Origin of the sequence: Streptomyces sp. NBC_01276 (assembly GCF_041435355.1) — a bacterium.
Taxonomy (GTDB): Bacteria; Actinomycetota; Actinomycetes; order Streptomycetales; family Streptomycetaceae; genus Streptomyces.
On sequence record NZ_CP108442.1, the window covers coordinates 7,587,271 to 7,611,074 of the forward strand.

Genomic DNA, 23,804 nt, shown 5'->3' on the forward strand with positions numbered 1-23,804 from the left:
GCTCACGCGAGTGCCTCCCGGATGACGGCCGACCGGTAACGGGGGTCCGACAGCAGCTCCGGGTGCGGCCCCTCGGCGACGGCCTTCCCGTCCTCCACGTAGACCACGTGGTCGGTGTGGTCCAGCAGCAGCGGACTGGTCGTGAACACCACCGTGGAGCGTCCGCTCCGGTGCGGTCCGAGGCGGGCCGCGACCCGCCCCTCGGTGTGCGCGTCGAGGGCGTTCGTCGGTTCCACCAGCACCAGCACCTCCGGATCGGTCATCAGCGCCCGGACGAGCCGCAGCCGCTGGCGCTGCCCGCCGGAGAACTCCCGTCCGCCCGCGGTCTCCTGGCCCAGCCGATCGGGCAGGGCGTCGACCACGTCCTCGGCGGACGCGGTGCGCAGCGCCCGCGCGAGGGCCGCGTCCGCCTCCGCCGGCGCGGCGCCGTCGGGGGAGCCGGCGGCGTCGGCGGGACCGCGCGGATCGAGCTCGGCGGCCAGCGGCCCGGAGAACATCGCGTCGCCGTTGCCGACCACCAGGATCCGGCGGCGAACGCCGTCCAGCCCGAACTCCTCCAGCGCCCGGCCGCCGTACGTGACCCTGCTCTCCCGGTGCCGGCCCAGGCGGTCGGCGAGCAGCAGGGCGTCGCCCCCGTCCGCGCACACCACCCCCACCAGCAGCCCGGGAGGGACGACCAGCCCGGACTCCGGATCGCGCAGCTCGGCCCCGCCGGTCCCCCCGGGCAGGACGTCGGGTCCCGGCCGCAGCTCCGGGGCGAGCCGCAGGAACGCGGTCACCCGTCCGGCCGCGACCCCCGCCCGGGTCAGCTGGTCCACCATCACCGTCACCTGCCGCAGCTCATCGGCGAGCAGGACCGCGTACCCGTAGAAGGAGACCAGCACCCCCGGCTCGATCGTGCCGGCCCGCACCTGGCGGGCTCCCAGCCACACCACCGCGGTCACCAGCAGTCCGGGCAGCAGCAGCCGCCCCAGCGCGATGTTGGACTGCACCCCGGCCACGGAGACGGCCTCGGCCCGCACCCGCTGGGAGGCCTCCCGGTAGCGGAGCCCGTACACCGCCTCCCCGCCGATCCCGCGCAGCACGCGCAGCCCGTCGACGATGTCCACCGACAGGTCCGTGAGCGCGCCCTGGCGCTCCCGGAGCCGCGCCTGCCGGTCGTGCAGCCGCCGCATCAGCCAGGTCACGACGGCCGCGATCACCGGTACCCCGGCGAGGACCACCAGCCCCAGGCGCCAGGAGGAGGCCAGCATGAACACCGCCACGAACACGATGGCCACCACGGCGCCGGCCCCCCGGGCGGTCCCTTCCAGGGCCGTTCCCAGCCGGCCCACGTCGAGGGAGCCGGCGCCCACGACGGCGCCCGTGGAGACCCGGCCCGGCAGTTCCGTCCCCAGCTCGGCCGACTTGCGGACCAGCAGCCGGGTGGTCAGGTACGAGGCGCCCAGCCGGTTGGCGGTGGAACCCCGGTCGCGGACCATCCCGGTCAGGGCCTGGACCACCCCCAGCAGCAGCACCACCGAGGCCCACAGGACCAGCGCCCGCCGGTCGCGCGGGATCAGCCCGAGGTCGAGGGCCCGGCCGACCGCCGCGGGGATCAGCGCCTGGGACATCGTGCAGGCCACCCCGAAGCCGGTGGCGAGCAGGACGGTCCGGCGGTGCCGGGAGGCGAGCCAGAGCAGGTAGCGGGCGGCGGAGCGGGTGTCGGGGACACCGGGTGCGGGAGCGGTCGCGGGGGAGGGAGCGGGAGTGGTGGTGCGGTGCATCAGGCCTTCGTTCCGACGGTCAGTCCGTGCTCGTACGGGAATCCGGTCAGGGTCCGGACCCCGGAGAAACCGGCCGCGGTCATCCAGCGCTCGTAGTCGCGGGCCGGGTAGGCCATGCCCTGCCCACTGGCGAGCACGTTGAGGTAGAGCGAGAGCCGCGCCGAGTACCAGCCGCGCGTCTCGTCGTCGGAGACGTTGTACCCGTACACGAACACCCGCCCGCCGGACGGCAGGACGGAGTGTGCCTTGGCCAGCAGCGCGGTGATCTGCTCGCCGGAGAAGATCTCCAGGACGTGGCTGAAGAGCACGGCGTCGTGTCCGGGCGGGAAGGGATCGGCGAACAGGTCGCCGGGATGCACGCGCACCCGCTCGCCGAAGCCGGGCGCGGCCGTCCGCCCGGCGATCTCCGAGACGCTGGGGATGTCGAAGACGGTCGAGGTGAGCCGCGGGTACCGGGCCGCGAGACGGGTGCTCGTCGTGCCGTCACCGCCGCCCACGTCCAGCAGCGCGCGGACGCCCGCGAAGCCCTCGTGCGCGACCAGCGCGTCCACGCTCTTGAGGGTGAACGCGCTCATCGCGCGGTGGAACACCGCCTCCAGCGGCGGATCGTGGGCCAGCCTCCCGTAGAGCGTGGGCTCGGTTCCGGGGTGGGCGTCGAGCGCCGTGTTGGTGCCGGCCCGCAGGGCCTCGCCCGTCCGGGCGAAGGCCGGGTAGTACACCTCTTTCCAGCCGGTGAGGATGTGCCGCCAGGCGTCCGGGCCGTCCGGAACCAACAGGTCCGCGGCCACCGGGGAGTTGGCGTAGCCGCCGTCGTGGCGTTCGAGCAAGCCGGTGGTGCACACCGCGTGCAGCAGCACGCGCAGCTGGTGGGCGGGCAGACCGGTGAACTCCCGGATCTCCTCGAAGGCGGCGGACCCGCGGCCCGCCAGGTACCCGAAGACGTCCAGCTCGACGGCGGCGACCACCGCGTTGAACAGCGCGGGTGCGTTCACCAGGAAGTGGAAGCGTTCGTAGGCCGGATCGTCGGTGTCCGGACCGGTGTCCTCGCGCATGGGGCAGCCCTTTCGTCGGCCGGACGGCGCGGCGGGCGGGCGACGGGCGCCGGGCGGCCCGCTCGTTCCGGGGGAGGGGAGCTCGATCGTCCGAAGGCCCCGCATCGTGGCACGGCCGGCTCGGGACCCGCAACGGCGCCCGACGCATTCCGGCCGCCCCCGCGGACCCCTCAGCCGGCGTCCCGGCCGGTGCCCTGCGCCCCGCGCCCGACGCCCGTGCGCAGCGGAAGGGCCAGTGACAGGTACTTCCCGCCCTCCTCCAGGCAGATCCCGTGCCGGACGGTGAACCGCAGGAACTCCTCCACCTCCTGCGCGGAGGGGCCGGTCCCCCCGCCCCCGGCCGCCGCGGCCAGTTCACGGTGCAGCCGGGCGGCGCTGCGCGGGGCCTCGCCGCAGCCCTCGTACGCGTCCGCCCGCCACCCCTCCAGGGTCGCCTTGCGCCGGCGGCCGCCCCGGGTGTCGAAGAGGGTGAGCCAGCCCGGCCCGCGCCGGTACGCCAGTACGGCGCGGTCGGCCGACTCCCAGGACCGCTGCCAGCCCTCGACCGCCTTCGCCAGGACGGCCACGGCCTCGGGGGAGGAGACCTCCCGCGCCTCGTAGTCGAAGAAGTAGGCGATCCGCTCGTGGTCCAGTCCGGGGACCGGATAGGCGAAGCGGTAGGCCTGCTTGGGGGTGACCCCGGTCATCCCGAACGACGGGTCCGTGAAGTAGGGGCTGAAGCGCTCCAGCCAGATGCGGCCCACCCCGGCGGGCGGCTCCAGGTGCGTGAGCAGGGGCACCAGTTCGGCCTGGCCCGTGTAGTCCTCGTCGGTCTCCCCGGGGAAGCCCGTCAGCAGGTTCCAGTCGACCCGTACGCCGTAGTGGTGCGCCCACTTGAGCAGCCGCACGTTCAGCAGCCGCGAGGACCCCTTGCGCATCAGGCCCAGGACGTGGCTGCTCAGGCTCTCCAGACCCGGCTGGATCTTCCACACCCCGGCCTCGGCCAGCAGCCGCACCTGTTCCCGGGTGAGGTTCGCCTTCACCTCGAAGAACAGGGCCGTGTCCCACGGGGCCACGCGCAGGTCGGCGCAGAGCGTCCCCAGGTAGGCCATGTCCAGGATGTTGTCGACGGCGTCGACCGCGACGACGCGGTGGCGCCGCATGAGCTCCTCCAGGTCGGCCAGGGCCCGGCGCGGCGACTTGGCCCGGTACTGCATGCCCAGGGCGTTGAGTCCGCAGAAGGTGCAGTGGTGCTTCTCGCCCCACCAGCAGCCCCGCGAGAACTCCACCAGCAGACGCTGGGTGTTGGTGCCGATGACGTTGCCGTGCCCGAGGGATTCGACGGCGGAGAAGTAGTCGTCGTACGAGGGCACCGGGAGGGCGTCCATCCCCGTGATCCGGGTGGCCGGCGCCGGCACCCCTACCCGGCCCCGCCCGTCGCGCCCGCCGACGCCGGGCAGGCCGGTGCCCGGCTCGCCGCGGGCCACGGCGGCGGCGAGCCGGGGCAGCGTCACATCGCCCTCGCCGACGACCACGTAGTCGATGAAAGGGAAGTTCCGCAGGTACTCGGGGCCCATGTCGCCGTCGTAATTGGCTCCGCCGAACACCACGACCAGTCCGGGCCGGGCCTCCTTCAGCCGCCGGGCCAGAGCCAGGGCCGCGACGTTCTGCATGAACGTCGAGGTGAATCCCACCATGTCGAATCCGTCCCACAGGTCACGGGACGCGATCTCGTCGATCCACGCGGGCAGCCGGACCCGGCGGAGTTCCGTCACGAACTCCCAGTCGGTACCCGTGGCCGAACACACTTCGGCGATCTCCGGAAAACGGCTCCGGTATTCCTCCTCGTCCCCCGTCACCCCGAATGCGGCCGTGCCGAAAAGCCATTCACCGAAAAGGTGGACCCGCTCGGACGGAGCCTCGGTGATGACCTCGTAGAACTTCGGTCCCAGTACGGCGGCCAGGTCCAGGTTCGGGTAGAGGCTGCGCGCCTCGTGCCCGAAGGAGGTGAGCACCGACTGGAGCAGCCCGCACTGGATCGACGGGGTGTCGGTGCGTGCCCAGGGCATGTTGACCAGGGCGATCCGCAGGGGTCCGGGCGGGACGCAGTCCCCCGGGAAGACGGGCCGGCCGATCAGGGGCAGTTCGCGGCCACCTGCCAAGACTCCTCCTCACCGGCGCACCCCGTCGCCGGTCCTCGGGGGGCCGGGTGCGCGGTGGACACCGGGCCTCTCCCTGGTGGTGCCGGGCGGGGAGAGGCCCGGCGCGCCCGCTGTCCGCGGGCCCGGAAATCAGCGGTCCTTGACGTTGCTCGACGATACGGTCGGCCCGTCCTTGACGTTGCTCGCCGAGACGACGGCGGCGAGGTCCGATTCCTCGATCTCGGTCCACACGATCTCGCGCTCCATGATCCACCTCCCTCCTGGAATCGATGCTCAGTCCGGTAGGTGTTCCCTGTCGATGGTAGGAATCGGTCCGGAGGCCGACAAGGAACGGAATTCGGCCAGACCGCCACTGTCCTGATCCCGGTGCGCGGGGAATGCGGCTGCGAGGAGGCGGTCTTGACGGTCCGTCGTGCCGCTTCCGAGAATTCGATCGTCCCCGGCGAAAGACTTACCGGCGCCCCCGAAAAGACGGCGCCCTTGGAGGTACGGGCACGTGCGACTTCTCGTCGGAAACGACTGGAGCGAGGAACTGGCGGAGCCGACGGGAAGCACGGGCTGGGCGGTCCAGCGGCTGGTGTGGTTCGCCCGGGACGGAGACGTCCTGGTGCTGCCGGTGGCACCGCAGGAGGAGTTCGTCGCCTACGTCACCTCCCTCACCGGCACCCGCCGCTCCTCCCTCACCGTCGTCGTACCGCCCCCCGGCCGGCTCGGGGCCGGAGCGCTCACCGCCGACCGGCTCGCCGACCCGCGCTTCCTGGCCGCCCTCCGGCAGGCCTTCGCAGGCCGTCCGGTGCACGAGGTGTTCGCCCTGTGGCCCGACGCGGTCGTCGCCGACCTCGCCGACGCCCTCGGCTGCCCCGAGGCCCTCGAAGGGCACGACTTCCTCACCCAGAGCGGCGGCCTGATCGGCAGCAGCAAGGCCGCCTTCCGCGCCCTGGCGGCCGGAGCCGGGGTCGCGCTGCCCGACGGCGCGGTCTGCGCCGACCGCCGGCGCGCGCACCGGCACGTCACCCGCCTGCTCGACCAGGGCAGCCCCGTCATCCTCAAACAGGACTACGGCTCCGGCAGCGACGGCAACGAGATCCTCAGCCGCACCCCGGGACTCGCCCTGCGCGGCGCCCGCACCCTGCGCGTCCTCGCCGACTCCGAGGCGCTCGACGCCTATCTGGACGAACGCTGGGACTGGCTCACCGAAGGCGGCCGCCACCGCGTCGTCGTCGAGCACTACCACCCCGGCAGCCGCGCCTACTTCGCGGAGTTCTGGATCTCGGACGGGGGCGTACGGCTCGGCGGCCACGGCGAGATGCGCTACCGTCCCCTGCCCGACGCCCAGGTCATGCCCGCGCCCGACCTCGACGAGGGACAGCTCGACGGCCTCGTCGAGGGCGGCCGGCGGCTCTGCCTGGCGCTGCACGCCCTGGGCTACCGCGGGGTCCTGAGCGCGGACGCCGTCGTCACCCCGGCGGGCGAGGTCCTCTTCACCGAGCACAACGGCCGCGCCACCGGCTCCACCCACATCTACGAGATCGTCGGCAAACGCGTCGTCGGCCCCGGCTTCGGCACCGACCGCATCCTGCTGGAGCGGGTCTGGCCCGAGGGCTGGCAGACGCCCTCCTTCGCCGGCGCGCTGACCCGGCTGCGCGACTCCGGCCACCTGTACGACCCCGCGACCCGCCGCGGCGCGGTGATCCTGGCGGCCTACAACACCCACCGCAAGGGCGTCATGCTCTGCTACGTCGCCGAGGACCTGGAAGCCGCCCTGCACCGCGAGGAATCGGTCGCCCGCCTCTTCGCCCCGGCCCTGTCGGCCTGAGCGAGCCCCCCCCCGGGGGTCCGGGCCCCGGGTCGAGGGGGGCCGCCCGGCACGGGCCGCCCGGCGTCAGGCCGGGAGCAGGCGCAGGGTGAGGCCCAGGCGGGCGGGGCGGCCGGGCGCGGCCTCCAGCGGGGTGTTGACGCGGCCCGTCTCCACGCACAGGAAGTGGCGGTGGTCCTCGTCCGTCAGGTCGGACATGCCCGCGGCCAGTTCGGGGCCGGGGTTCCAGACGATGACGTCGCTCGCCCCGTGGTGGGTGATCTCGACGGCCCGGCCGAGGGCCCGGTCGGTGACCAGGGCGACCTCGTCCGGTTCGGGGTAGACCCGTTCGATGTGGTCCGTCGGCGTCACCGCGCCGCCGGCGTCGGACACGTCCGACGCGAGGAGGTTGTCGCGGTAGTGCTTGCCGAGTCCCGAGACCTCGGCCTCGCCCAGGTCGCCGATCTGCAGGTAGGTGTGCAGGGCGGCCGTGCTCCGGTGCTCGCCGACCGCCTCGACCTCGATGCCGCAGGTCTCGCCGAGCGTGATCCGGGTGGTCAGCGTGAACTCGTGCGGCCACAGGGCGCGCGTGACGTCCGAGGCCTCCAGCCGGAACTCCAGCACGACCCCGTCCTCGGTCGTGCCGTGTGACACGAGGTCCCAGTCGAGGGTCCGGGCGAAGCCGTGCGAGGGCTTGGCGACGGTGCCGAACCACGGCCAGCACAGTGGCACTCCGCCCCGGACGGGGGTCCCCGCCACCCAGGCGTTGCGCTCGCCCAGCCACAGCCCCGGTGCGGATCCCACGGGCTGCCAGGCGATCAGCTGGGCCCCCTGGAGGCTGACCGCGCCCCGGACGCGCGGGTGGTCGACGACCAGGAGCGGGATCTCGCCGATCCGGCGGCGGGTGACCGACGGGGCGAGCTGTTCGAGGACGGGGAGGGCGAGCAGGTTGTCGTTCATGCGCCGACTCTTCAGAATCCGCACAAGAGAGTCAAGTCGGGCCCCGGTGGACACGCGCCGGACCGCGCACGGGTACGGCACGGCGGGTCCTGAAGTCCGCCGTGCCGCCCGCCGTTCCGTGCCGCCCGCGCGCCGCGTACCGTTCCGTGGCCGAAAGGGCCCCCGTCGGGCCCGCCCGGTCCGGTGCGCGTGCCGGCCTCGGCCGATCTGGTCGTAGTTCCAGTACTGGTCGAACAGCGGGGCCCAGACCTCGGGCCACGGGGTGGTGGTGCCGCCGCAGGCACCCGGTACGGCCTGCGAACGGCGGTCCGTGTCACGGGTGCACTGACCGGTGCCCGCCTCGACGATCTCCCAGCGGTTCGGGTACTCCGCCCTGCCGCGGTGGTTCCACGTGAACGTGGAGCAACCCCAGCCGGTGGTCAGCACGATCGGATGCCGGGGTTCTCGGCGGCCTGCGCCGAGGTGGGCATGAACAGGGCGGATAATCCGATCAGGGCAGCCATCACACCGTGCCTGCCGAGCCGGCCTGCCTTTCGAGCCACGCGGTCATCTCCTGTCGCGCGACGGCCTTGACGCGAAGAACCTAGCGAGATCCACTGAATACCCGGTACCCACCCTTTCAGGGGGGTGTGTTCACTGCGGAGGCTGTGGTGAGTGGGGGCTCGGGGCTTCAGCGCGCCCAGCAGTTCATGATCTTGGCCACCGGGCTCTACCGGGCCGGCCACCTCAACGCGGTGCTCTCCTCCGCGGTGATGGCATGGGTGTTCTGGTGGTACCTGCGGCGCCAGGGCGCCCTGCTGGACGCCGCCCAGAGCCGGGCGGTGACCGCCGAGGCGGCACGGGCCCGCCAGGCCGAGCGGACGGCCCACCACGCGGCCCTGCACGACACGGTCCTGGCCACCCTGACCACCATCGCCGCCGGCCGCGTCGACGCCAACGCGGCGCCGGTGCGCGAGCGGTGCGCGCGGGAGGCGGCGTACCTGCGGCGGCTCGTCCAGCAGGAGGAGGACGCGCCGCGCCGCCGCGGCGGAGCCGACCCCGGGGCGACGGCGGTCACGGCCGTCGGCGCCGCCCTGGAGGCGGCCGTACGCTCCGCGGAGTGCCTGGGACTGAGGGTCGCCGCCCGGTACCACGCGCTGCCCGCCGTCCCCCGCGAGGTGGCCGCCGCTCTGGAGGCGGCCGTCTGCGAGGCGCTGAACAACGTACGGAGCCACGCCGGGACGGGAGAGGCCTTCCTGACCGCCGTCGGCGACGGGGACGGGAACCTCGCGGTCACGGTCGTGGACCGGGGCGCCGGGTTCGATCCGGCCGCGGCGGGCGGGAGCGGCGGGACCGGGCTGCGCCGCTCGGTGTACGCCCGGATGACCGCGATCGGCGGATTCGCCCGGGTGCACGACACCTGCCCGGACCGGCCTCGGCTGGCGCCCAGGGAGCGGCAGGTGCTCCTGGACTACGCCTCCGGGCTGACCCTGAAGGCGACCGCCCGGCGTGCCCGGATCAGCCCGAACACCGCGAAGTACTACCTCGACCAGGTCCTCGACGGCTGAGGCCCCCGCGACCCCGCGACCGCGCGGCTGCGGGACCGCGCGGCCGGGGGACCCGCCGGCGCACCGGGACGGGTCCTTCCGCCGCTCACTTGGCCTTGAGCTTGGCCCAGACGGTTTCCAGGGCCCGGATGTCCTCGTCGTCGAGCCGTTCGTCGAAGACCTCCCGCAGGGCCTCGCGGCGGGTGGCGTCGGCCTCGGCGAAGGCCGTGCGCCCGGCGGGGGTGAGGGCGACGGAGACGGAACGGGCGTCCGTGGGGGAAGGGAGACGCTCCACCAGGCCCCGTGCCTGGAGCTGGTCGACCACCCGGGAGACCTGGCTGCGGCTGAGGAGCGTCTTGGAGCCCAGGGCGGAGGCGGCGACCGGTTCGCGCTGCGCGCTCAGCCAGAGCATCACCTCGAACCAGGAGAGCGGCAGCTCGTGGGCCCGGGACAGGGCCTGGTCGATGCGGGCCGAGAGCGTGGTGCCCGCCCAGATCAGACCGTAGAAGGCATGATCGCGAGGGGTCAGTTCACCCATGGTGAGGTCGGTACGAGCCATGGGGGGAGCCTACCCGTTTGCGTGTGCGCGCACATATCTCTATGGTGTGTGTGCACGCACATAAACCTGTGTGCACCGGCCCGTCCCTCGGCGCCGTCCCCGTCCCACCCCCCGGAGCACCCCATGACCACGCCCGACACCCCCCGTACCGTCCTCGTCACCGGCACCTCCTCCGGCATCGGCCTGGCCGCCGCGGTGGCCGCCGCCGAGGCCGGATGGCAGGTCGTCGCCACCATGCGCGACACCGGCAAGGCCGCACCGCTGCGCGCCGCGGCCGCCGAGGCCGGGGTCGAGGGCCTCGTCGACGTCATGCGCCTGGACGTGGTCGACGCCGCCTCCATCGACGCCTGCCTGGAGGAGGTGCTCGCGCGGTACGGCCGCCTCGACGCGGTCGTCAACAACGCGGGCGCCGGCCGGGTCGGCACGATCGAGCAGGGCACGATCGAGGACGTCCGCGCCACGATGGAGGTCAACTTCTTCGGCGTCGTCCAGGTCACCCGCGCGGCCCTGCCGCACCTGCGCGCCTCCCGGGGGCGCGTGATCACGGTCACCAGCGTCGGCGGCGTCGTCGGTCAGCCCTTCAACGAGGCCTACTGCGCCGCCAAGTTCGCCGTCGAGGGATTCATGGAGTCCCTCGCCCCGGTCGCGGCCACGGTCGGTGTCGACGTCACCGTCGTCGAGCCCGGCGCGGTGGCCAGCGAGTTCGTGGCCAGCATCGGCGTGGACGTGCCGGCGATGGTGGCGGCGGCGGGCCCGTACGGCGACGCCCTCCGGAACTACATCGCGCGCACGACGCAGTCCTTCGCCGGGGCGCAGACCCCGGCCGAGGCAGCCCGCCCGATCGTGGACGCCCTGACCGCCGACCGGCCCCCGTTCCGGGTGCAGACCTCGGACTGGGCCCGCGCGTTCGTGGCCCCGAAGCTCGCCGACGCGGACGGGTCCGCCGTCCGGGAACTGACCGGCGGCTGGGTCCGCTGACACCGGCGCGTCGGCCGGCGCCGGTCCCCGCGTCCGCGCCGGTGCCCGCGCCGGTGCCCGCGTCCGCGCCGGTGTGCGCGTCCCGCCTCACGCGGCGGTCCAGCCGCCGTCCATCGGGAAGGACGCGCCGGTGACGTGGGCGGTGTGCGGGCCGCAGAGCCACAGGGCGACCGACGCCACCTCCTCCGGTTCGATCAGCCGCTTGATCGCGGACCCGCGCAGCAGCACCTCCCCGACGACCCGCTCCGGCGGGATGCCGTGGGCCTCCGCCTGCGCGGCGATCTGCCGCTCCACCAGCGGTGTGCGCACGTACCCCGGGTTCACGCAGTTGCTGGTCACCCCCCGCGCGGCCCCTTCGAGGGCGGTGACCTTGCTGAGCCCCTCCAGGGCGTGCTTGGCGGTCACGTAGCCGGACTTGAAGGGGCTGGCCCGCAGCCCGTGCACGCTGGAGATGTTGACCACGCGCCCCCAGCCGCGCCCGTACATGTGCGGCAGGGTCCGGCGCAGCAGCAGGAACGGGGCCGTGACCATCACCCGTTGCAGCGTCTCGAACCGCTCCGGCGGGAACTCCTCGATGGGCGAGACGTGTTGGAGTCCGGCGTTGTTGACGAGCACGTCGACGGCCGAGGGCAGCCCCTCGACGGCGGCGGGGTCGGCCAGATCGGCCGCGTGGGCCCGCCCCCCGACCTGTTCCGCCACCGCCGCGGCGGCCCGCGCGTCGATGTCCACGACGTGTACGAAGGCCCCCGCGGCGGCCAGCGCCACCGCGCAGGCCCGCCCGATGCCCCCGCCCCCACCGGTCACCATCGCCACGCGCCCCGCGAGGTCGGCTCCCGCGCCCCCGCCCGCCGTTCCACCGAGTGCGGTGGTGAATCCGCTTGTCATGCACGGCACGCTAGAGCCCCGGGCGCCCCGGTCCGATGTGGTCCGCCCCCACACTCCCGTCCCCGGCGGTGGTGCCCACGGCCACCACCCCACCGGGCGGCGGCCCGTGCGCTCAGGCCGTCCCCGCCAGGGCGCGGTAGCGGCCGGGGGTGGTGCCGAACTCGCGGTTGAAGGCGTGCGAGAGGGCGTACGGGGTGGCGTAGCCGACGCGGCGCGCGACGGTGGCCAGGGGGTCGTCGGAGTCCCTGAGCAGGGTCGCGGCGAGGTTCAGCCGCCACCAGGTGAGGTAGGCCATCGGCGGGCGGCCGACCAGGGAGGTGAACCGCCTGGCCAGGGTGGGGCGCGACACCCCCGCCTCGGCGGCCAGCCGCTCGGTGGTCCACGCGGCGGCCGGGTCCGAGTGCAGCGCCCGCAGCGCGGCGGCCGTGACCGGGTCGCCCAGGACGGCAGGCCAGGTCCCCGGGGTGCCCTCGGCGACCACCCAGGAGCGGATCATGTAGACGAGGAGCAGGTCGAGCAGGCTGGGCACCGCGATGCAGGCGCCGGGCTGCCGCTCGTCCATCTCCCGCCCCAAAAGGTCGATGGCGGAGCGGAGTTCCGGATGGCTGCCGACCCGGTTCGGCAGGTGGACGACCTGTGGGAGTTCGGCCATCAGCGGATGGGTCCGGCTCCGGTCGAGCCGGTACTTGCCGCACAGCATCTCCACCGCCCCCGACCCAGGCCCCGGCTCCTCCCCGGGTCCGAATCCCAGGTCCCGCCCCCGCCTGCGCGCCACGGCCTCCTCGAACGGCACCGCCCGCGCCACGGCCTCCGCCTCGGCGGGCCCGTCGGCGATCACGTGCCCCGCGCCGTGCGGCAGCAGCACCGCGTCACCGGTCCCGAGGGCGAGCGGTGCACCGCCGTCGGGCAGCAGCCAGCAGCCGCCCTGGAGCACCACGTGGAACCCGGCGCCCTCGTACGGTGCGAAGCGCGCGCACCACCTGCCGCCGATCCGCACCCGGTCGGAGGAGGGCCGCCCGATGCGTACGGCCGAGATAGCGTCGCTCACCACGTCCATCGGTCCAGGCTACCCACAGGCGTCAAGACGTGAGACGCATGCGTATTCGCATGAGCCGAAGGGGCATTGAGCCACTCAACCGGCCCTCCGTAGAGTCAGGTCCATGGAGAACGAGAGCAAGCAGAGCATGGTGTTCGGAGACGTCGAGGTCATCCGGGTCGTCGAGTGGCAGGGGCCCTTCGTCCCCTCGCTCGGGCTCGTGCCCACCTCCGGGGAGCGGATGTGGAAGGAGAACGAGGACTGGCTGGCGCCCGACCACTGGCACCCGGAGGAGGACCTCGCCGTCGTGGCCCTGCAGAGCTGGGTCCTGCGCAGCGGCGGCCGTACGGTCCTGATCGACACCGGGGTGGGCAACGGCCGTGAGCGGCCCGGCTCGCCGCGCTTCCACCACTGGCAGGGGGACTTCCTCGGTGCCCTCGACCGTGCCGGGGTCAGCCCCGAGGAGGTCGGCCTGGTCGTCAACACCCACGTCCACGGCGACCACGTCGGCTGGAACACCCGGGGCGAGGCGGGGGAGTGGGTGCCCACCTTCCCCAACGCCCGGTACCTCCTGCCGGCCGCCGACGACTTCCACTTCGGCCCGCGGGGCGGCTACGGCGGCGGGGTCCGGGAGGACGACCGGCTGATCTACGAGGACAGCGTCGCACCCGTCCACCGGGCCGGCCAGGCCGACCTCTGGGAGGGCTCCCACCGCATCGACGAGCACCTCACCCTCGAAGCCGCCCCCGGCCACACCCCCGGTTCCTCGGTGCTGCGCCTGGACTCCGGCGGCGAGCGGGCCGTCTTCGTCGGTGACCTCCTGCACAGCCCGGTCCAGATCCTCGACCCCTCCCACAACAGCTGCTTCTGCATGGACCCGGCGCAGGCGGCCGCCACCCGCCGCCGGATCCTCGCCCGCGCCGCCGCCGAACGGGAACTGGTCGTGCCCGCGCACTTCGGCGGGCCGGGGGCCGTGGAGGTCCGCGCGGAGGGCGAGGGGTTCGCCCTCACCCGGTGGGCCGCCTACGGTCCGGGACGCTGATCCCACGGCCGGACCCGCCCGCACCGGCCGGAGCGGGCCAAGCGGCCCGGCCGGCCGGATTGAACGGTCGGATCATCCGACTGTTACCGTCCAGGGCATGCCCGAGCTCATCGCCCCCACCCCCCGTCTCCGGGCCTCCTGGCTCTCCGCCCGGCAGGAGTGGGGGCCGGACGCCCACATGGACGGCGCCGGCCTGGGCCGCGAGGACGACGTGGACAGCCCGGAGGGCTTCGCCGCCTGGACCCGGCGGCTGCACGGCTACGGGGACCGTACGGCGCCGATCGAGCAGGGCCGCGTGCACGCGACGTACTGGTGGATCGCGGACGGCGACACCTACCTCGGCGCCATCGACCTGCGCCACTACCTCAACGGCTTCCTCCTCGACGCCGGGGGCCACATCGGCTACGGCGTCCGCCCCTCCGCCCGCGGGCGCGGGCTCGCGGGCTGGGCACTGCGCGAGGTCCTCCACGAGGCGCGCGTCCTCGGCATGGACAGGGTCCTGCTGACCTGCGACCCCGGGAACGAGGCCTCCGTGCGCACCATCGAGCGGGGCGGCGGCCTCCTGGAGGACGTCCGCGACACCCTCGTCGGACCCAAGCGGCGGTACTGGATCACCCTCTGACCGCGGGCCCGGCACCCCCGCCGGGCCGCGCACCGCGCACCGTACTACCCGGCCGGGACCGGCCTGGCCGGGACGGGAACGCCGTCGGAGAGTCCGGACAGCTCCAGCGCGCGGTGCATCGCCGCCAGGTCCCACCCGCCGCAGCCGCAGTCGGCGGCGAGCGCCCGCAGCATCGGCGGCGTGAGCCGGTGCTCCACCGCGGCGTCGAGCAGGTCGGCTGCCCCGGGCCGGCCCTCCGACGACGGCGCGCGGGCGCCGTCGAGGTCGCAGGAGCAGTCCTCGCCGACCCCGCCGAGCAGGCCCAGCACCTCCCCGCGCACCACGAAACGGCTCATGCCGCAGTCCAGGCCGTCGTCGCCCAGGCCCTGCGGGTAGGGCGCGCGGGCCCAGGCGCCGTTCTCGTACCAGTAGACGCAGCCCAGCTCCCAGCCCTGGAGCAGGTCGCGCAGGGTCTCGTACGGCAGCCAGTCCGGCCCGCCCGCGAGCATGTCGACGGCAGGCTCGTGCCACTTGACGCCGCTCGACTCGTCCTCGCCGTAGAGCACGTACCGTCCACCACCGAGGGCGGCCAGGGTCCAGCAGGTGGAGCCGCAGTCGTCGAGGTGGAGACCGGCCGCGTCGATCCAGTGGCCGGTGCGGTGGACGCCGCGGCCCTCGGCCTCGGTGTTCGCCTCCAGCACGGCGACCAGGGCCCAGTGCGCCCACAGCGACTCGGCGGGAGGAAGGTCCCCGGGCAGGCCCGGACGGTGGATGGTCATCGTGTGATCCCCTGGTGGTGACGGCTGTTCACCGCCGGAGCCTACGGCTTTCCCCCGCGAGGGGCGCGTGGGGGCGGGGCCGGCTCCGGTGCGGTCAGGCGGGCTGCCACAGCTCGATCCGGTTGCCCTCGGGGTCGGTGACCCAGCCGAACCGGCCGACACCCTCCATGTCCTGTGTCGCCTCGGCCACGTCCGCGCCCCCGGCGCGCAGTTGGGCGAGCATCGCGTCCAGGTCGCGGACCCGGAAGTTGAGCATGGTCTGCTGGGTGGGGGAACCGAAGTAGTCGGTCCCGGACTCGAAGGCCGCGAACACCGTCGGACCGGCGCTCTGGCTCCACAGGCCGTTCTCGTCGGCGTCCAGGCCCAGCTGGTCGCGGTACCACGCGCCCAGGGCCACCGGGTCGGCGGCGCGCATGAAGTGTCCGCCGATTCCAAGCACACGTTCCATGCCGCCATCCTGCCGGTTCGGTGATCGGGTGGACCGGCACCACACCCCGGGTGCCGGTACACCCGTGCCGCCCGCGCCGTACGGGGGACGGCAGGGGCGGCACGGTGGCACGGGGGCGCCGGCGGATCAGCGGGCGTGGCGCTCCGGCAGGTCCACGTCGGCCGGGGCCGGGGCCGGGGTGGTGGCCGGGGCGGTGGCCGCGAAGCCGCGCACGGTCGCCTTCACCGGCTTCTTGCCGCAGAAGGCCGCTTCGAGGGTGCCGCCGAGTGCGGTGTTCGCAGATCCCCGGTTCGAGGTGTTCGCCATCGCGGCCAGGCTGCGCTTGCCGTCACGGGTGGAGAAGGCGTACGTGTAGAAGCCCTGCACGGTGCCCGTGTGGCCGTAGACGGAGGTGCCGCAGGACAGGTCGTACCGGCGCAGGCCCAGACCGTAGAAACGCGTGTTGGTCGCGTCGGTCGGGGTCATGGTGAGCATCTGGTCCAGCATCTGCGGCGAGAGCAGCCTGCCCGTCACCAGGGCCGAGGTGAAGGTGTTGAGGTCGGCCGCGCTGGAGATCATCGCCCCGGCGGACTGGGCCCAGGACACCGTCTGCTCGGTGGAGTCGACCAGCGGCGCGCCGTCCTCGTCCGGGTGCAGGTAGCCGTTGGCGTGCAGGCCCTTGATCTTCGTGTCGGGGTGCACGTAGGAGGTGTTGCGGAGCTTCAGGGGCTTGATGATGCGGCGGTCGTACTCCTTGACGACCGGGTTCCCGGTCGCCTTCTCGATGAGCATGCCGACGACGACGAAGTTGGTGTTCGAGTAGCTGTACGCGGCGCCCGGCTCCCCCGTGCGGGGCTCGTTCAGCGAGAGCTGCACCAGCTCCCGGTAGCCGAACACCTTGTTGCGCACGGCCTCGAAGCCGGGCACGGTGTTGTTGAACATGGCGTTGGTGTAGTCGGACAGCCCGCTGCGGTGGGTCATCAGGTGACGGACCGTGATCCGGTCGTCCGGCAGCAGCCCAGGCAGGTAGTGGTTGACCGGCTGGTCCAGCTCGATCTTCTTCTCCGCCACCAGCTGGAGCAGCACGACGGACGAGAAGGTCTTGGTGACGCTGCCGATCCGGAAGCGGGCGTCGGTGTCCATGGCGGCGCCGCTGACCTTGTCGCGGACGCCCGCCGTCTTGGTCTGGACCCCGTCCACACCGCTGATCCGGGCCATCGCCCCCGGAGCACCCGCGGCGAGGGTGTTCTGCAACGCGGCCTGCAGGGCCTCCAGATCGGGCGCCGGCAGGGCGGTCCCGGCGTTCTGCGCCGCCTCGGCGGAGACGGCCGGAGCTGCCTGGGCGGCGGTGGCCGGCGCCACACCGGCCACGACGGCCAGGAGGGCGGCGCTGACGGCCAGACGTCGGTTCATGGGGAGGTGCACGTTGATCCTCGATCGGTCGGGTACTGGTCGGGGTACCCCACGGTCGCCGACTGGGCTGCTGAGCAGCGCAGTTGACGACCGGGTTGGTCCAGATCCTACGGAAGGTCACCGGGGGCCGGGCACAGGCCTCCGGGGCGGGACGCCCCGGCGACCCCTCCGGCGCCCGTCACGCCCCGTCAAAGAGGCCTTCGGCGCCCCCATTTGGCGGGGGCTGCCCGAAAGGGCAGCGGCGAGGGCAAACTTCCCCGGGAGCGACCGTGGCCGGCCGCGCCGGCCGCGAGCCGGCGGCGTCGGACACGTGAACGGGCCGGCCGCGGCCGGGGCCCGAGGAGCCGCCACGCGACCCGCGGGGACGGGCGTACGGGAACCCTGGCCCGGCACCCTCCGCCCGGCGAGCGGGCGACTGACTCCGGGGTCCGCCAGGGCCCCGGCGGCGGGCGCGCAGCGTCGCCCCGTGCAGCGTCGCCCCGTGCAGCGTCGCCCCGTGCAGCCCCGCCCCGCCCCGCGCCGCCCCGTCCCGCCCCCGCCGTACCCGCCCGCTGCGTACCGGTCGGCCACCTGCCCTGACCAGGGCGGATGCCGTACGCGCCCGCCCCGTACCGGGCCGCCGCCTGCGCGGACCCCGGCGAGCGGAAATATGATGAGCAGGATCCCGCGCAGCGGAAGCGAAGGCGGAAGCAGAGGCACATGGACGTACTTCGGAGCGGTCCGTGACCCGGCGCCGCCCCCCTCGGCCGGACAGCGCCGACCTGCTGAGCATGCTGGGGCAGCTCACCGCCCAGGCGCGGGAGGGGGCGGAGCTGCACCAGGCCCGCGTGGAGCTGGCCGAGGCCCTCCAGCGCGAGCTGCTGCCCGCCACCCTGCCCGCCCTGCCCGGACTGCGAGCCGCCGCCCGGTACACGCCCGCCCGGCGCGGCCTGGAGATCGGCGGCGACTGGTACGACGGATTCCTGGTGGCGCGGGACGCCGTCGCCTTCTCCATAGGCGACGTCCAGGGCCACGACGTCGCGGCCACCGCCTTCATGGGCCAGGTCAGGGTCTGCCTGCGCGCCCTGGCCTCCGTCATCGCCGACCCGGGCGAAGTCCTGAACCGGGTCAACGACGTCCTGCTCGCGATGGACAGCGAACTGTTCGCGACCTGCACCCTGCTGCGCATCGATCCGCGCACGGGCGAGATCGCGGGCGCGCGGGCGGGCCACGTACCGGCCGTCTGGGCCACCGCCGACGGCCGGTACGGCATCGCCGAGGACGCCGGGGGCCCGCCGCTGGGCACCCTGCCCGGAGCGCGCTACGAGGTCACGAGGCGCACCCTGGTGGACGCGGGGTCCATCGTCCTGCTCACGGACGGGGTGGTCGAAGGGCCGGCGTTCCCGATCGAGGAGGGGCTGGCGCGCGTGCTGCGCCTGGTCCGGGACGCCGCGGGCGGGGATCCCGACGAGCTCGCCGCCGAGGTGCTGAAGGTGGCCGACTCCACCGGGCACGCCGACGACGCCGCCGTGCTGGCCATCGGCTACGACCTCGGCTGACCGGCCCCGGCGCCCGCCGTCGTGCGCCAGGCTTCCCCGTCGCGCGTGTCACGCCGCGCCCGCGGGCCCGGACTGTTGTCTGATGCTGTGATGCGCACCGTGGAATGGCGAGGTCCGGCCCTGGCGCTGTCGCGGATCCTCGCCGTCGCCGCGGCCTACTACGCGTCCGCCCGGCTCGGCCTGCTGTGCCAGGTGGTCGTCGAGGGATCGGTCGTCACACCCCTGTGGCCGCCCACCGGCATCGCCCTGGCCTCCCTCCTGTGGTTCGGCCCCCGGATCTGGCCGGGGATCGCGGTGGGCACGTACCTGGCCATCGAGGACCTCGCCTCCTTCAGCGTGACGGACGTCGGGATCGTCGCGGGCAACGTCCTGGCCCCGCTGTGCGCCTACGCGCTGCTGTGCCTGGTGGGCTTCCGCACCGAGCTGGACCGGCTGCGGGACGGGACCGCCCTCGTCTTCCTGGGCGGCCTGCTCCCGATGCTGATCAGCGCCGGCACCGGCTGCGGGACGCTGCTGATCACCGGAAACCTGCCGGCCTCGAACTTCTGGGCCGTGTGGTCCGCCTGGTGGACGGGGGACACGATGGGGGTGCTGCTGGTGACCCCCCTGCTGCTGGTCCTGCGCCGGCCCCGGTGGCCGCAGGACCCGTACCGGGTGCTGGAGGCCGTGGCCCTGGCGGTCGCCACCGCCGCGGGCACGATCCTCGCCACGCGGAGCACCCTGTCCCTGCTCTTCCTCGTCTTCCCGCTGCTGATCTGGGCGGCCGTGCGCTTCCAGCTCGCCGGGAGCGCCCCGTGCGCCCTGCTCGTGTCGGTCCTGGCGATCTCGGCGGCCACCGACCGCGTCGGCCCGTTCGCCGGGCACACCCTGCTGGAGATCATGGTCAACCTCCAGGCCCTCAACGGGGCGGCGGCCCTGACCGGGCTCCTGCTGGCCGCCCTGGTCACCGAGCAGAACAACATCCGGATGAAGATCGAGGAGGTGTGCGAGGACCTGGCGGAGGTGGTGGCCCACCTCGCGCCCCGGAAACCGACGGACTAGCCCGGCGCCGCGGGCCGGGCGGGCCGGGCGGGCCGGGCGGGCCGCCGGACGTCCGGGCCCGGCACCTACGCTGGGCCCCGTGACGAACGCGAGCGTGGTGGGTGCGGGGCAGGGCGGCCGGGTGCTGTACGGGTGCATGGGACTCGGCGGGAGCTGGGATCCGCAGCCGTACGGACCCGGGGACGTCGACGTCGCCGAGGCCGCCGTCCACGCCGCCCTGGACATCGGGATCACCGTCTTCGACCACGCCGACATCTACCGCCACGGCAAGGCGGAGGCGGTCTTCGGTGAGGTCCTCGCCCGTACCCCGGGCCTGCGCGAGCGGATCGTCCTGCAGACCAAGTGCGGCATCCGGCTCCCGGACGGGGACCGCCCCGGCCTCTACGACCTGCGCGGCGCGAGCATCGTCCGCCGGGTGGAGGAGAGCCTGGCCCGGTTGCGGACCGACTCCTTGGACGTCCTGCTGCTGCACCGCCCCGACCCGCTGGCCGACCCGGACGACATCGCCTCCGCCCTGATGTCCCTCCACCGGCAGGGCCTCGTCCGCGGCTTCGGGGTCTCCAACACGGGTGCCGCGCAGATCGCCCGCCTCCAGGCCCGCCTGGACGTCCCGCTGGTCGCCAACCAGCTGGAGATGAGCCTGCACAGCCGCGCCTGGGTCGAGGCGGGGGTCCTGCTCAACACGCCCGAGGGGGCCGCGCACGGGTTCCCGGTCGGCACGCTGGAGCACTGCCAGGAGCACGGCATCCGTCTCCAGGCCTGGGGCGCCCTGGCGCGGGGACGTTTCACCGGCGGCCAGCAGACCCCCGCCGAACACGCCACGGCCGAGCTCCTGGCCGACCTCGCCCGCCGCAAGGACACCACCCCGGAGTCGGTCCTGCTGTGGTGGCTGACGCGGCACCCCGCCGACATCGCCCCGGTCATCGGCACCGCCCGCCCCGACCGCATCCGTGCCTGCCGCGACGCCTCCCTGCGCGCGCCCGACCTCACGCACGAGGAGTGGTACGCCCTGTGGACCACCGCCCGGGGCCTTCCGCTGCCCTGAGCCAGGGGCCGGTCAGAGGCCGGTCAGGCCGCTGCCGATGCGCTTCCACAGGGAGCGCGTGGCCCCGAAGCCGCTCTCGTGCTCCCAGACGTGGGTGCACCCCGGGCACTGGAGGTGGAGCAGGCTCCCGTTGTTGGAGAGCAGGTAGCGCCAGTGCTCCGAGCAGCTCCGGCGTTCCCCGCACGGGGCGCACCCGCGGGCGTCATCGCAGTTCGGGCAGGCCACCCAGGCGCGTCGCCCGATGTCGGCCTGCGGGTCAAGCGGCAGCACGGCCGCCCCCGCGCGCGGGCAGCACCCCGGCCGCGACGAGCTCGTCGTACACGCGCTGCTGCTCCGGGTCGAGGCCGGAGTACAGCAGGTCGTACGCCGCCTCCTCGCCGCGCAGCACCTCGATGGGGTCCCAGTCGGGGCCGAGGGCGGCCATCACCTGGGCGCGCCGGGCCACCTCCTGAGAGGACAGGTCGACGTCGAAGGGCACCAGGGCGGGGCCACCGGGCTCGGTGGGGCCGCCGGGGCCGGTGGGGGGCATCCGGTCGTGGGGGGTCATACCTCGAAGTTAGGTAACCCTTCTTTCCCCGGTCAAGGGAGGGTGGGCGGAGTCACAGCAGGCCGCCGGGCGGCCGTATGGGCGCCACTACTGTGGGGGATACATGTATCCGCGGAGTGATCCCGCGACGCATTCGATTCAGGGGGAATGGAATGGCGACTCGGCCTGACGTGCTCGATCTGCTGGAACTCAGTCCGGACTTCGTCCGCGACCCGTATCCGGTCTACGCGCGACTGCGGGCCGAGGGGCCCGTCCACCACGTACTCACGCCGGACCGCCAGGACGTCTGGCTGGTCGTCGGACACGAGGCGGGCCGCACGGCCTTCACCGATCCCCGGCTGAGCCGCGACTGGCGCCGCTCCGGCGACATCGGCAAGATCATCAACACCGAGCAGGACCACCCCGCGCTCGCCCACATGCTCATGGCCGACCCGCCGGACCACACCCGGCTGCGCCGTCTGGTGGCACGCGCGTTCACCCCGCGGCGGATCGAGACCCTGGCCCCGCGCATCCAGGAGATCACCGACGACCTGCTGGACGCCATGGCGGCGCTCCCGGAGCGGCGGGCCGACCTGGTGGACGCCTTCGCCTTCCCGCTGCCCATGACCGTGATCTGCGAGCTGCTCGGGGTACCGGAACTGGACCGCGGGGCGTTCCGCGGCTGGTCCAACGAGATGGTCTCCCGCACCAGCCCGGAGGCCGAGGCCGCCGCGTACGCGCAGATGCCCCGGTACCTCGTCGGGCTCATCGAGGCCAAGCGCGCCGCGCCCGGCGACGACCTCCTCAGCGCGATGATCCACGCCGTCGACGAGGGCGGCGACAGCCTCTCGCCCGACGAGCTCATCGGCATGTGCGTCCTGCTCCTCATCGCGGGGCACGAGACCACCGTCAACATGATCGGCAACGGGATGCGGGCACTGTTCGCCCACCCCGACCAGCTCGCCGACCTGCTCGCGAACCCCGGTCTGCTGGACGGGGCGATCGAGGAGATGCTCCGTTACGACGGGCCGGTGGAGACCTGCACCGACCGTCTCGCCCTGGAGGACGTGGAGATCGGCGGGGTGGTGATCCCGGCCGGCTCCGCCGTCCTGATCGCCATGGCCGACGCGGACCGGGACCCGGCGCGCTTCGCGGACCCGGACCGTTTCGACATCCGCCGTGACGCCCGCGGCCACATCGCCTTCGGCCACGGCCTGCACCACTGCCTCGGGGCGCCCCTGGCCCGCCTGGAGGGCCGCATCGCGCTCCGCTCCCTGCTGGACCGCTTCCCGGGCCTCACCGACGGCGCCGACGGGGACGAGCCGGCCTGGGTGCCGGGCATGCTGATCAGGGGCGTACGGGAGCTGCCCGTCCGCTGGTGATCCGGTTCGGGGAGGGGCCGCACCCGTGGCCCCTCCCCGTCAACAGGGGCCGGGCGTCGTGCCGGGCTCCGGAGGGTACGGGACCACGGCGGCCGACGGGTCGTCGGCCGGCCCCACCGGCCGGCGTTGACGGGCGAAGGCGTGGGCGAACTCCACCGGGTGATCGAGCGTCAGCGTGGCCGCGCCGCCGGCCCCGGGGGGCCCGGAAGGCGACGGGGTTCCGCCGTCCACCCGGTACCCCGTGCGGATGAGTTCCCCGTCCGGGCCGCTGTGGTCCACGGCGGCGAAGCCGTCCGCGTCGGGGCCCCACTGCCCGCCGACCCGCCACGTGTAGCGCAGTTCCAGCAGGCCGGGACCGGGGCAGCTCCAATGGAACCGGCCGACGCTCAGCTCGGAGCTGAAGCTTTCGAAACGGCTCCAGCCCCGGCCGTCGGGCAGGAAGACGAGTGCACTGGTTTCCATCGCGCCCTGTTCCAGGGGCGCGCTGTCCCACAGGCCGGTCAGACGTTCGTCGAGAGGGGTCACCGCCCGATCATGGCCGATCCGGGCCCGGCGGCGACACCCCCTCCTCCCGGTGCGGGGGAGCCGACCCGGTCAGGCCTGCCGGATCGCTGACACCTCGAACTCCAGGACGACCTTGTCGCCGACCAGGACGCCGCCGCCCTCCAGGGCCGCGTTCCAGGTGATCCCGTACTCCTTCCGGCTGATCGGCACCGAACCCTCGAACCCCACCCGCAGGTTCCCGAACGGGTCGGTCGCGCTGCCCTGGTACTCGAACTCGATGCCGATCGGCCGGGTGACGTCCTTGATGGTGAGGTCGCCCGTCACGCGGAAGTGGGTTTCGTCCAGCGGCTCCACGCCGGTGGACACGAAGGTGATGTCCGGGAAGTTCGGGGCGTCCAGGAAGTCGTTGGTGCGCAGGTGGCCGTCGCGCTGTTCGTTGCGGGTGTCGATGCTGGCGGCCTTGATGGTGACCGTCGCCGACGACTTCGCGGGATCCGTGCCGTCCAGGTGGGCGGTGCCTTCGAACTCGTTGAAAGCCCCGCGGACCTTGGTGACCATCGCGTGCCGGGCCACGAACCCGATCTGGGTGTGGGCGGGGTCGAGGGAGTAGTTCCCTGTGAGCGAAGTGAGGGGGGTCGTGGTCATGGACCTGCTCCGCGGGGGCTGGGGGACGGGGGGGGGAAGCGCTGGACCACGCTAGCCAGACCCGCCCTGACGGGCGCGTGCGACCACGCCCACCGCGCCCGCGCGTCACCCGATCGGCGACCGAGGACGACGGGCGCGTTCCTGACCCGGGTCCCGTCGGAGG

Annotated in this window: 24 protein-coding genes; 9 read left to right on the forward strand and 15 right to left on the reverse strand. The window is 73.9% G+C overall.

The window, feature by feature from the left end; translation table 11 throughout:
• Positions 1 to 2: 2 nt before the first annotated feature.
• The 4 genes from OG295_RS34040 to OG295_RS34055 all read right to left on the reverse strand — a co-directional run bounded on the left by OG295_RS34040 (position 3) and on the right by OG295_RS34055 (position 5,205).
• Entirely contained in the window at positions 3 to 1,766 is a 1,764-nt protein-coding gene (locus tag OG295_RS34040) for an ABC transporter transmembrane domain-containing protein (protein WP_371680484.1), read from the reverse strand.
• Entirely contained in the window at positions 1,766 to 2,818 is a 1,053-nt protein-coding gene (locus tag OG295_RS34045; protein ID WP_371680485.1) for a methyltransferase, read from the reverse strand. Before OG295_RS34045 ends, OG295_RS34040 begins: the two co-directional genes overlap by 1 nt.
• A 170-nt stretch (positions 2,819 to 2,988) precedes the next feature.
• Entirely contained in the window at positions 2,989 to 4,959 is a 1,971-nt protein-coding gene (locus OG295_RS34050) for a RiPP maturation radical SAM C-methyltransferase (RefSeq protein ID WP_371680486.1), read from the reverse strand.
• A 129-nt stretch (positions 4,960 to 5,088) separates the two neighbouring features.
• On the reverse strand, positions 5,089 to 5,205 hold the full coding sequence (locus OG295_RS34055; RefSeq protein WP_211117217.1) for a pheganomycin precursor: 117 nt from the start codon (positions 5,203 to 5,205) through the stop codon (positions 5,089 to 5,091).
• Positions 5,206 to 5,455: 250 nt separating this feature from the next.
• On the opposite strand from OG295_RS34055, the gene OG295_RS34060 reads away from it, so the two are divergent.
• The gene (locus OG295_RS34060; protein WP_371680487.1) at positions 5,456 to 6,775 is read left to right on the forward strand and encodes a peptide ligase PGM1-related protein; all 1,320 of its coding nucleotides are present in this window, start codon (positions 5,456 to 5,458) and stop codon (positions 6,773 to 6,775) included.
• Between the two features lie 66 nt (positions 6,776 to 6,841).
• On the opposite strand, the gene OG295_RS34065 is transcribed toward OG295_RS34060, so the two are convergent.
• Positions 6,842 to 7,714: a D-hexose-6-phosphate mutarotase gene (locus tag OG295_RS34065; RefSeq protein ID WP_371680488.1), complete on the reverse strand. Its 873-nt coding sequence runs from the start codon at positions 7,712 to 7,714 to the stop codon at positions 6,842 to 6,844.
• Positions 7,715 to 8,403: 689 nt separating this feature from the next.
• On the opposite strand from OG295_RS34065, the gene OG295_RS34070 reads away from it, so the two are divergent.
• Positions 8,404 to 9,261 (forward strand): ATP-binding protein, encoded by an 858-nt coding sequence (locus OG295_RS34070; protein ID WP_371680489.1) that lies wholly within the window; start codon positions 8,404 to 8,406, stop codon positions 9,259 to 9,261.
• Between the two features lie 85 nt (positions 9,262 to 9,346).
• On the opposite strand, the gene OG295_RS34075 is transcribed toward OG295_RS34070, so the two are convergent.
• Positions 9,347 to 9,799, reverse strand: coding sequence for a MarR family transcriptional regulator (locus tag OG295_RS34075; protein ID WP_266846034.1), 453 nt, complete (start codon positions 9,797 to 9,799; stop codon positions 9,347 to 9,349).
• Between the two features lie 123 nt (positions 9,800 to 9,922).
• Here OG295_RS34075 and OG295_RS34080 point away from each other — a divergent pair, with 123 nt between their 5' ends.
• Positions 9,923 to 10,777, forward strand: coding sequence for an SDR family oxidoreductase (locus tag OG295_RS34080; protein ID WP_371680490.1), 855 nt, complete (start codon positions 9,923 to 9,925; stop codon positions 10,775 to 10,777).
• A gap of 87 nt (positions 10,778 to 10,864) precedes the next feature.
• On the opposite strand, the gene OG295_RS34085 is transcribed toward OG295_RS34080, so the two are convergent.
• Together OG295_RS34085 and OG295_RS34090 are read right to left on the reverse strand one after the other, a co-directional pair.
• Positions 10,865 to 11,662 carry a 3-hydroxybutyrate dehydrogenase gene (locus OG295_RS34085; RefSeq protein ID WP_371680491.1) on the reverse strand — a complete coding sequence of 266 codons (798 nt, stop codon included), beginning with the start codon at positions 11,660 to 11,662 and terminating at the stop codon, positions 10,865 to 10,867.
• A gap of 112 nt (positions 11,663 to 11,774) precedes the next feature.
• A complete protein-coding gene (locus OG295_RS34090; protein WP_371680492.1) occupies positions 11,775 to 12,719 on the reverse strand; it encodes an AraC family transcriptional regulator in 945 nt (314 codons plus the stop codon).
• A gap of 103 nt (positions 12,720 to 12,822) precedes the next feature.
• Between OG295_RS34090 and OG295_RS34095 the strand changes: the two genes are divergently transcribed.
• Together OG295_RS34095 and OG295_RS34100 are read left to right on the forward strand one after the other, a co-directional pair.
• A complete protein-coding gene (locus OG295_RS34095; protein WP_371680493.1) occupies positions 12,823 to 13,740 on the forward strand; it encodes an MBL fold metallo-hydrolase in 918 nt (305 codons plus the stop codon).
• Between the two features lie 97 nt (positions 13,741 to 13,837).
• Entirely contained in the window at positions 13,838 to 14,362 is a 525-nt protein-coding gene (locus OG295_RS34100) for a GNAT family N-acetyltransferase (protein ID WP_371680494.1), read from the forward strand.
• A gap of 44 nt (positions 14,363 to 14,406) precedes the next feature.
• Here the strand turns inward: OG295_RS34100 and OG295_RS34105 are convergent, their stop codons facing one another.
• From OG295_RS34105 to OG295_RS34115, 3 genes are all read right to left on the reverse strand, one after another.
• Positions 14,407 to 15,120: a hypothetical protein gene (locus OG295_RS34105; RefSeq protein ID WP_371680495.1), complete on the reverse strand. Its 714-nt coding sequence runs from the start codon at positions 15,118 to 15,120 to the stop codon at positions 14,407 to 14,409.
• A gap of 94 nt (positions 15,121 to 15,214) precedes the next feature.
• The gene (locus OG295_RS34110) at positions 15,215 to 15,568 is read right to left on the reverse strand and encodes a VOC family protein (RefSeq protein WP_371680496.1); all 354 of its coding nucleotides are present in this window, start codon (positions 15,566 to 15,568) and stop codon (positions 15,215 to 15,217) included.
• Positions 15,569 to 15,694: 126 nt separating this feature from the next.
• Positions 15,695 to 16,960 carry a serine hydrolase domain-containing protein gene (locus tag OG295_RS34115; protein WP_371680497.1) on the reverse strand — a complete coding sequence of 422 codons (1,266 nt, stop codon included), beginning with the start codon at positions 16,958 to 16,960 and terminating at the stop codon, positions 15,695 to 15,697.
• A 722-nt stretch (positions 16,961 to 17,682) separates the two neighbouring features.
• Here OG295_RS34115 and OG295_RS34120 point away from each other — a divergent pair.
• The 3 genes from OG295_RS34120 to OG295_RS34130 all read left to right on the forward strand — a co-directional run bounded on the left by OG295_RS34120 (position 17,683) and on the right by OG295_RS34130 (position 20,584).
• Entirely contained in the window at positions 17,683 to 18,498 is an 816-nt protein-coding gene (locus OG295_RS34120; RefSeq protein ID WP_371680498.1) for a PP2C family protein-serine/threonine phosphatase, read from the forward strand.
• 87 nt (positions 18,499 to 18,585) lie between these two features.
• Positions 18,586 to 19,539 (forward strand): MASE1 domain-containing protein, encoded by a 954-nt coding sequence (locus OG295_RS34125; protein WP_371680500.1) that lies wholly within the window; start codon positions 18,586 to 18,588, stop codon positions 19,537 to 19,539.
• A 79-nt stretch (positions 19,540 to 19,618) separates the two neighbouring features.
• On the forward strand, positions 19,619 to 20,584 hold the full coding sequence (locus OG295_RS34130; protein ID WP_371680501.1) for an aldo/keto reductase family oxidoreductase: 966 nt from the start codon (positions 19,619 to 19,621) through the stop codon (positions 20,582 to 20,584).
• A 12-nt stretch (positions 20,585 to 20,596) separates the two neighbouring features.
• On the opposite strand, the gene OG295_RS34135 is transcribed toward OG295_RS34130, so the two are convergent.
• Complete coding sequence (locus tag OG295_RS34135) at positions 20,597 to 20,854, reverse strand: hypothetical protein (protein WP_371680503.1); 258 nt, start codon at positions 20,852 to 20,854, stop codon at positions 20,597 to 20,599.
• A complete protein-coding gene (locus tag OG295_RS34140; RefSeq protein ID WP_371680504.1) occupies positions 20,841 to 21,131 on the reverse strand; it encodes a DUF6400 family protein in 291 nt (96 codons plus the stop codon). The genes OG295_RS34135 and OG295_RS34140 overlap by 14 nt, the downstream gene beginning before the upstream one ends.
• Before the next feature lie 152 nt (positions 21,132 to 21,283).
• Here OG295_RS34140 and OG295_RS34145 point away from each other — a divergent pair, with 152 nt between their 5' ends.
• The gene (locus OG295_RS34145; protein ID WP_371680505.1) at positions 21,284 to 22,492 is read left to right on the forward strand and encodes a cytochrome P450; all 1,209 of its coding nucleotides are present in this window, start codon (positions 21,284 to 21,286) and stop codon (positions 22,490 to 22,492) included.
• Between the two features lie 39 nt (positions 22,493 to 22,531).
• Here the strand turns inward: OG295_RS34145 and OG295_RS34150 are convergent, their stop codons facing one another.
• Positions 22,532 to 23,017 carry a hypothetical protein gene (locus OG295_RS34150; RefSeq protein WP_371680507.1) on the reverse strand — a complete coding sequence of 162 codons (486 nt, stop codon included), beginning with the start codon at positions 23,015 to 23,017 and terminating at the stop codon, positions 22,532 to 22,534.
• 69 nt (positions 23,018 to 23,086) lie between these two features.
• Positions 23,087 to 23,641: a YceI family protein gene (locus OG295_RS34155; protein ID WP_371680508.1), complete on the reverse strand. Its 555-nt coding sequence runs from the start codon at positions 23,639 to 23,641 to the stop codon at positions 23,087 to 23,089.
• Positions 23,642 to 23,804 lie beyond the last annotated feature (163 nt).

Excerpts from the sequence above, each read along its gene's own strand:
- OG295_RS34040 (WP_371680484.1), bottom strand. The coding sequence starts at position 1,766 with ATGCACCGCACCACCACTCCCGCTCCCTCCCCCGCGACCGCTCCCGCA.
- OG295_RS34045 (WP_371680485.1), bottom strand. The coding sequence starts at position 2,818 with ATGCGCGAGGACACCGGTCCGGACACCGACGATCCGGCCTACGAACGC.
- OG295_RS34055 (WP_211117217.1), bottom strand. The coding sequence starts at position 5,205 with ATGGAGCGCGAGATCGTGTGGACCGAGATCGAGGAATCGGACCTCGCC.
- OG295_RS34065 (WP_371680488.1), bottom strand. The coding sequence starts at position 7,714 with ATGAACGACAACCTGCTCGCCCTCCCCGTCCTCGAACAGCTCGCCCCG.
- OG295_RS34070 (WP_371680489.1), top strand. The coding sequence starts at position 8,404 with ATGATCTTGGCCACCGGGCTCTACCGGGCCGGCCACCTCAACGCGGTG.
- OG295_RS34075 (WP_266846034.1), bottom strand. The coding sequence starts at position 9,799 with ATGGCTCGTACCGACCTCACCATGGGTGAACTGACCCCTCGCGATCAT.
- OG295_RS34080 (WP_371680490.1), top strand. The coding sequence starts at position 9,923 with ATGACCACGCCCGACACCCCCCGTACCGTCCTCGTCACCGGCACCTCC.
- OG295_RS34085 (WP_371680491.1), bottom strand. The coding sequence starts at position 11,662 with ATGACAAGCGGATTCACCACCGCACTCGGTGGAACGGCGGGCGGGGGC.
- OG295_RS34090 (WP_371680492.1), bottom strand. The coding sequence starts at position 12,719 with ATGGACGTGGTGAGCGACGCTATCTCGGCCGTACGCATCGGGCGGCCC.
- OG295_RS34095 (WP_371680493.1), top strand. The coding sequence starts at position 12,823 with ATGGAGAACGAGAGCAAGCAGAGCATGGTGTTCGGAGACGTCGAGGTC.
- OG295_RS34100 (WP_371680494.1), top strand. The coding sequence starts at position 13,838 with ATGCCCGAGCTCATCGCCCCCACCCCCCGTCTCCGGGCCTCCTGGCTC.
- OG295_RS34105 (WP_371680495.1), bottom strand. The coding sequence starts at position 15,120 with ATGACCATCCACCGTCCGGGCCTGCCCGGGGACCTTCCTCCCGCCGAG.
- OG295_RS34110 (WP_371680496.1), bottom strand. The coding sequence starts at position 15,568 with ATGGAACGTGTGCTTGGAATCGGCGGACACTTCATGCGCGCCGCCGAC.
- OG295_RS34115 (WP_371680497.1), bottom strand. The coding sequence starts at position 16,960 with ATGAACCGACGTCTGGCCGTCAGCGCCGCCCTCCTGGCCGTCGTGGCC.
- OG295_RS34140 (WP_371680504.1), bottom strand. The coding sequence starts at position 21,131 with ATGACCCCCCACGACCGGATGCCCCCCACCGGCCCCGGCGGCCCCACC.
- OG295_RS34145 (WP_371680505.1), top strand. The coding sequence starts at position 21,284 with ATGGCGACTCGGCCTGACGTGCTCGATCTGCTGGAACTCAGTCCGGAC.
- OG295_RS34155 (WP_371680508.1), bottom strand. The coding sequence starts at position 23,641 with ATGACCACGACCCCCCTCACTTCGCTCACAGGGAACTACTCCCTCGAC.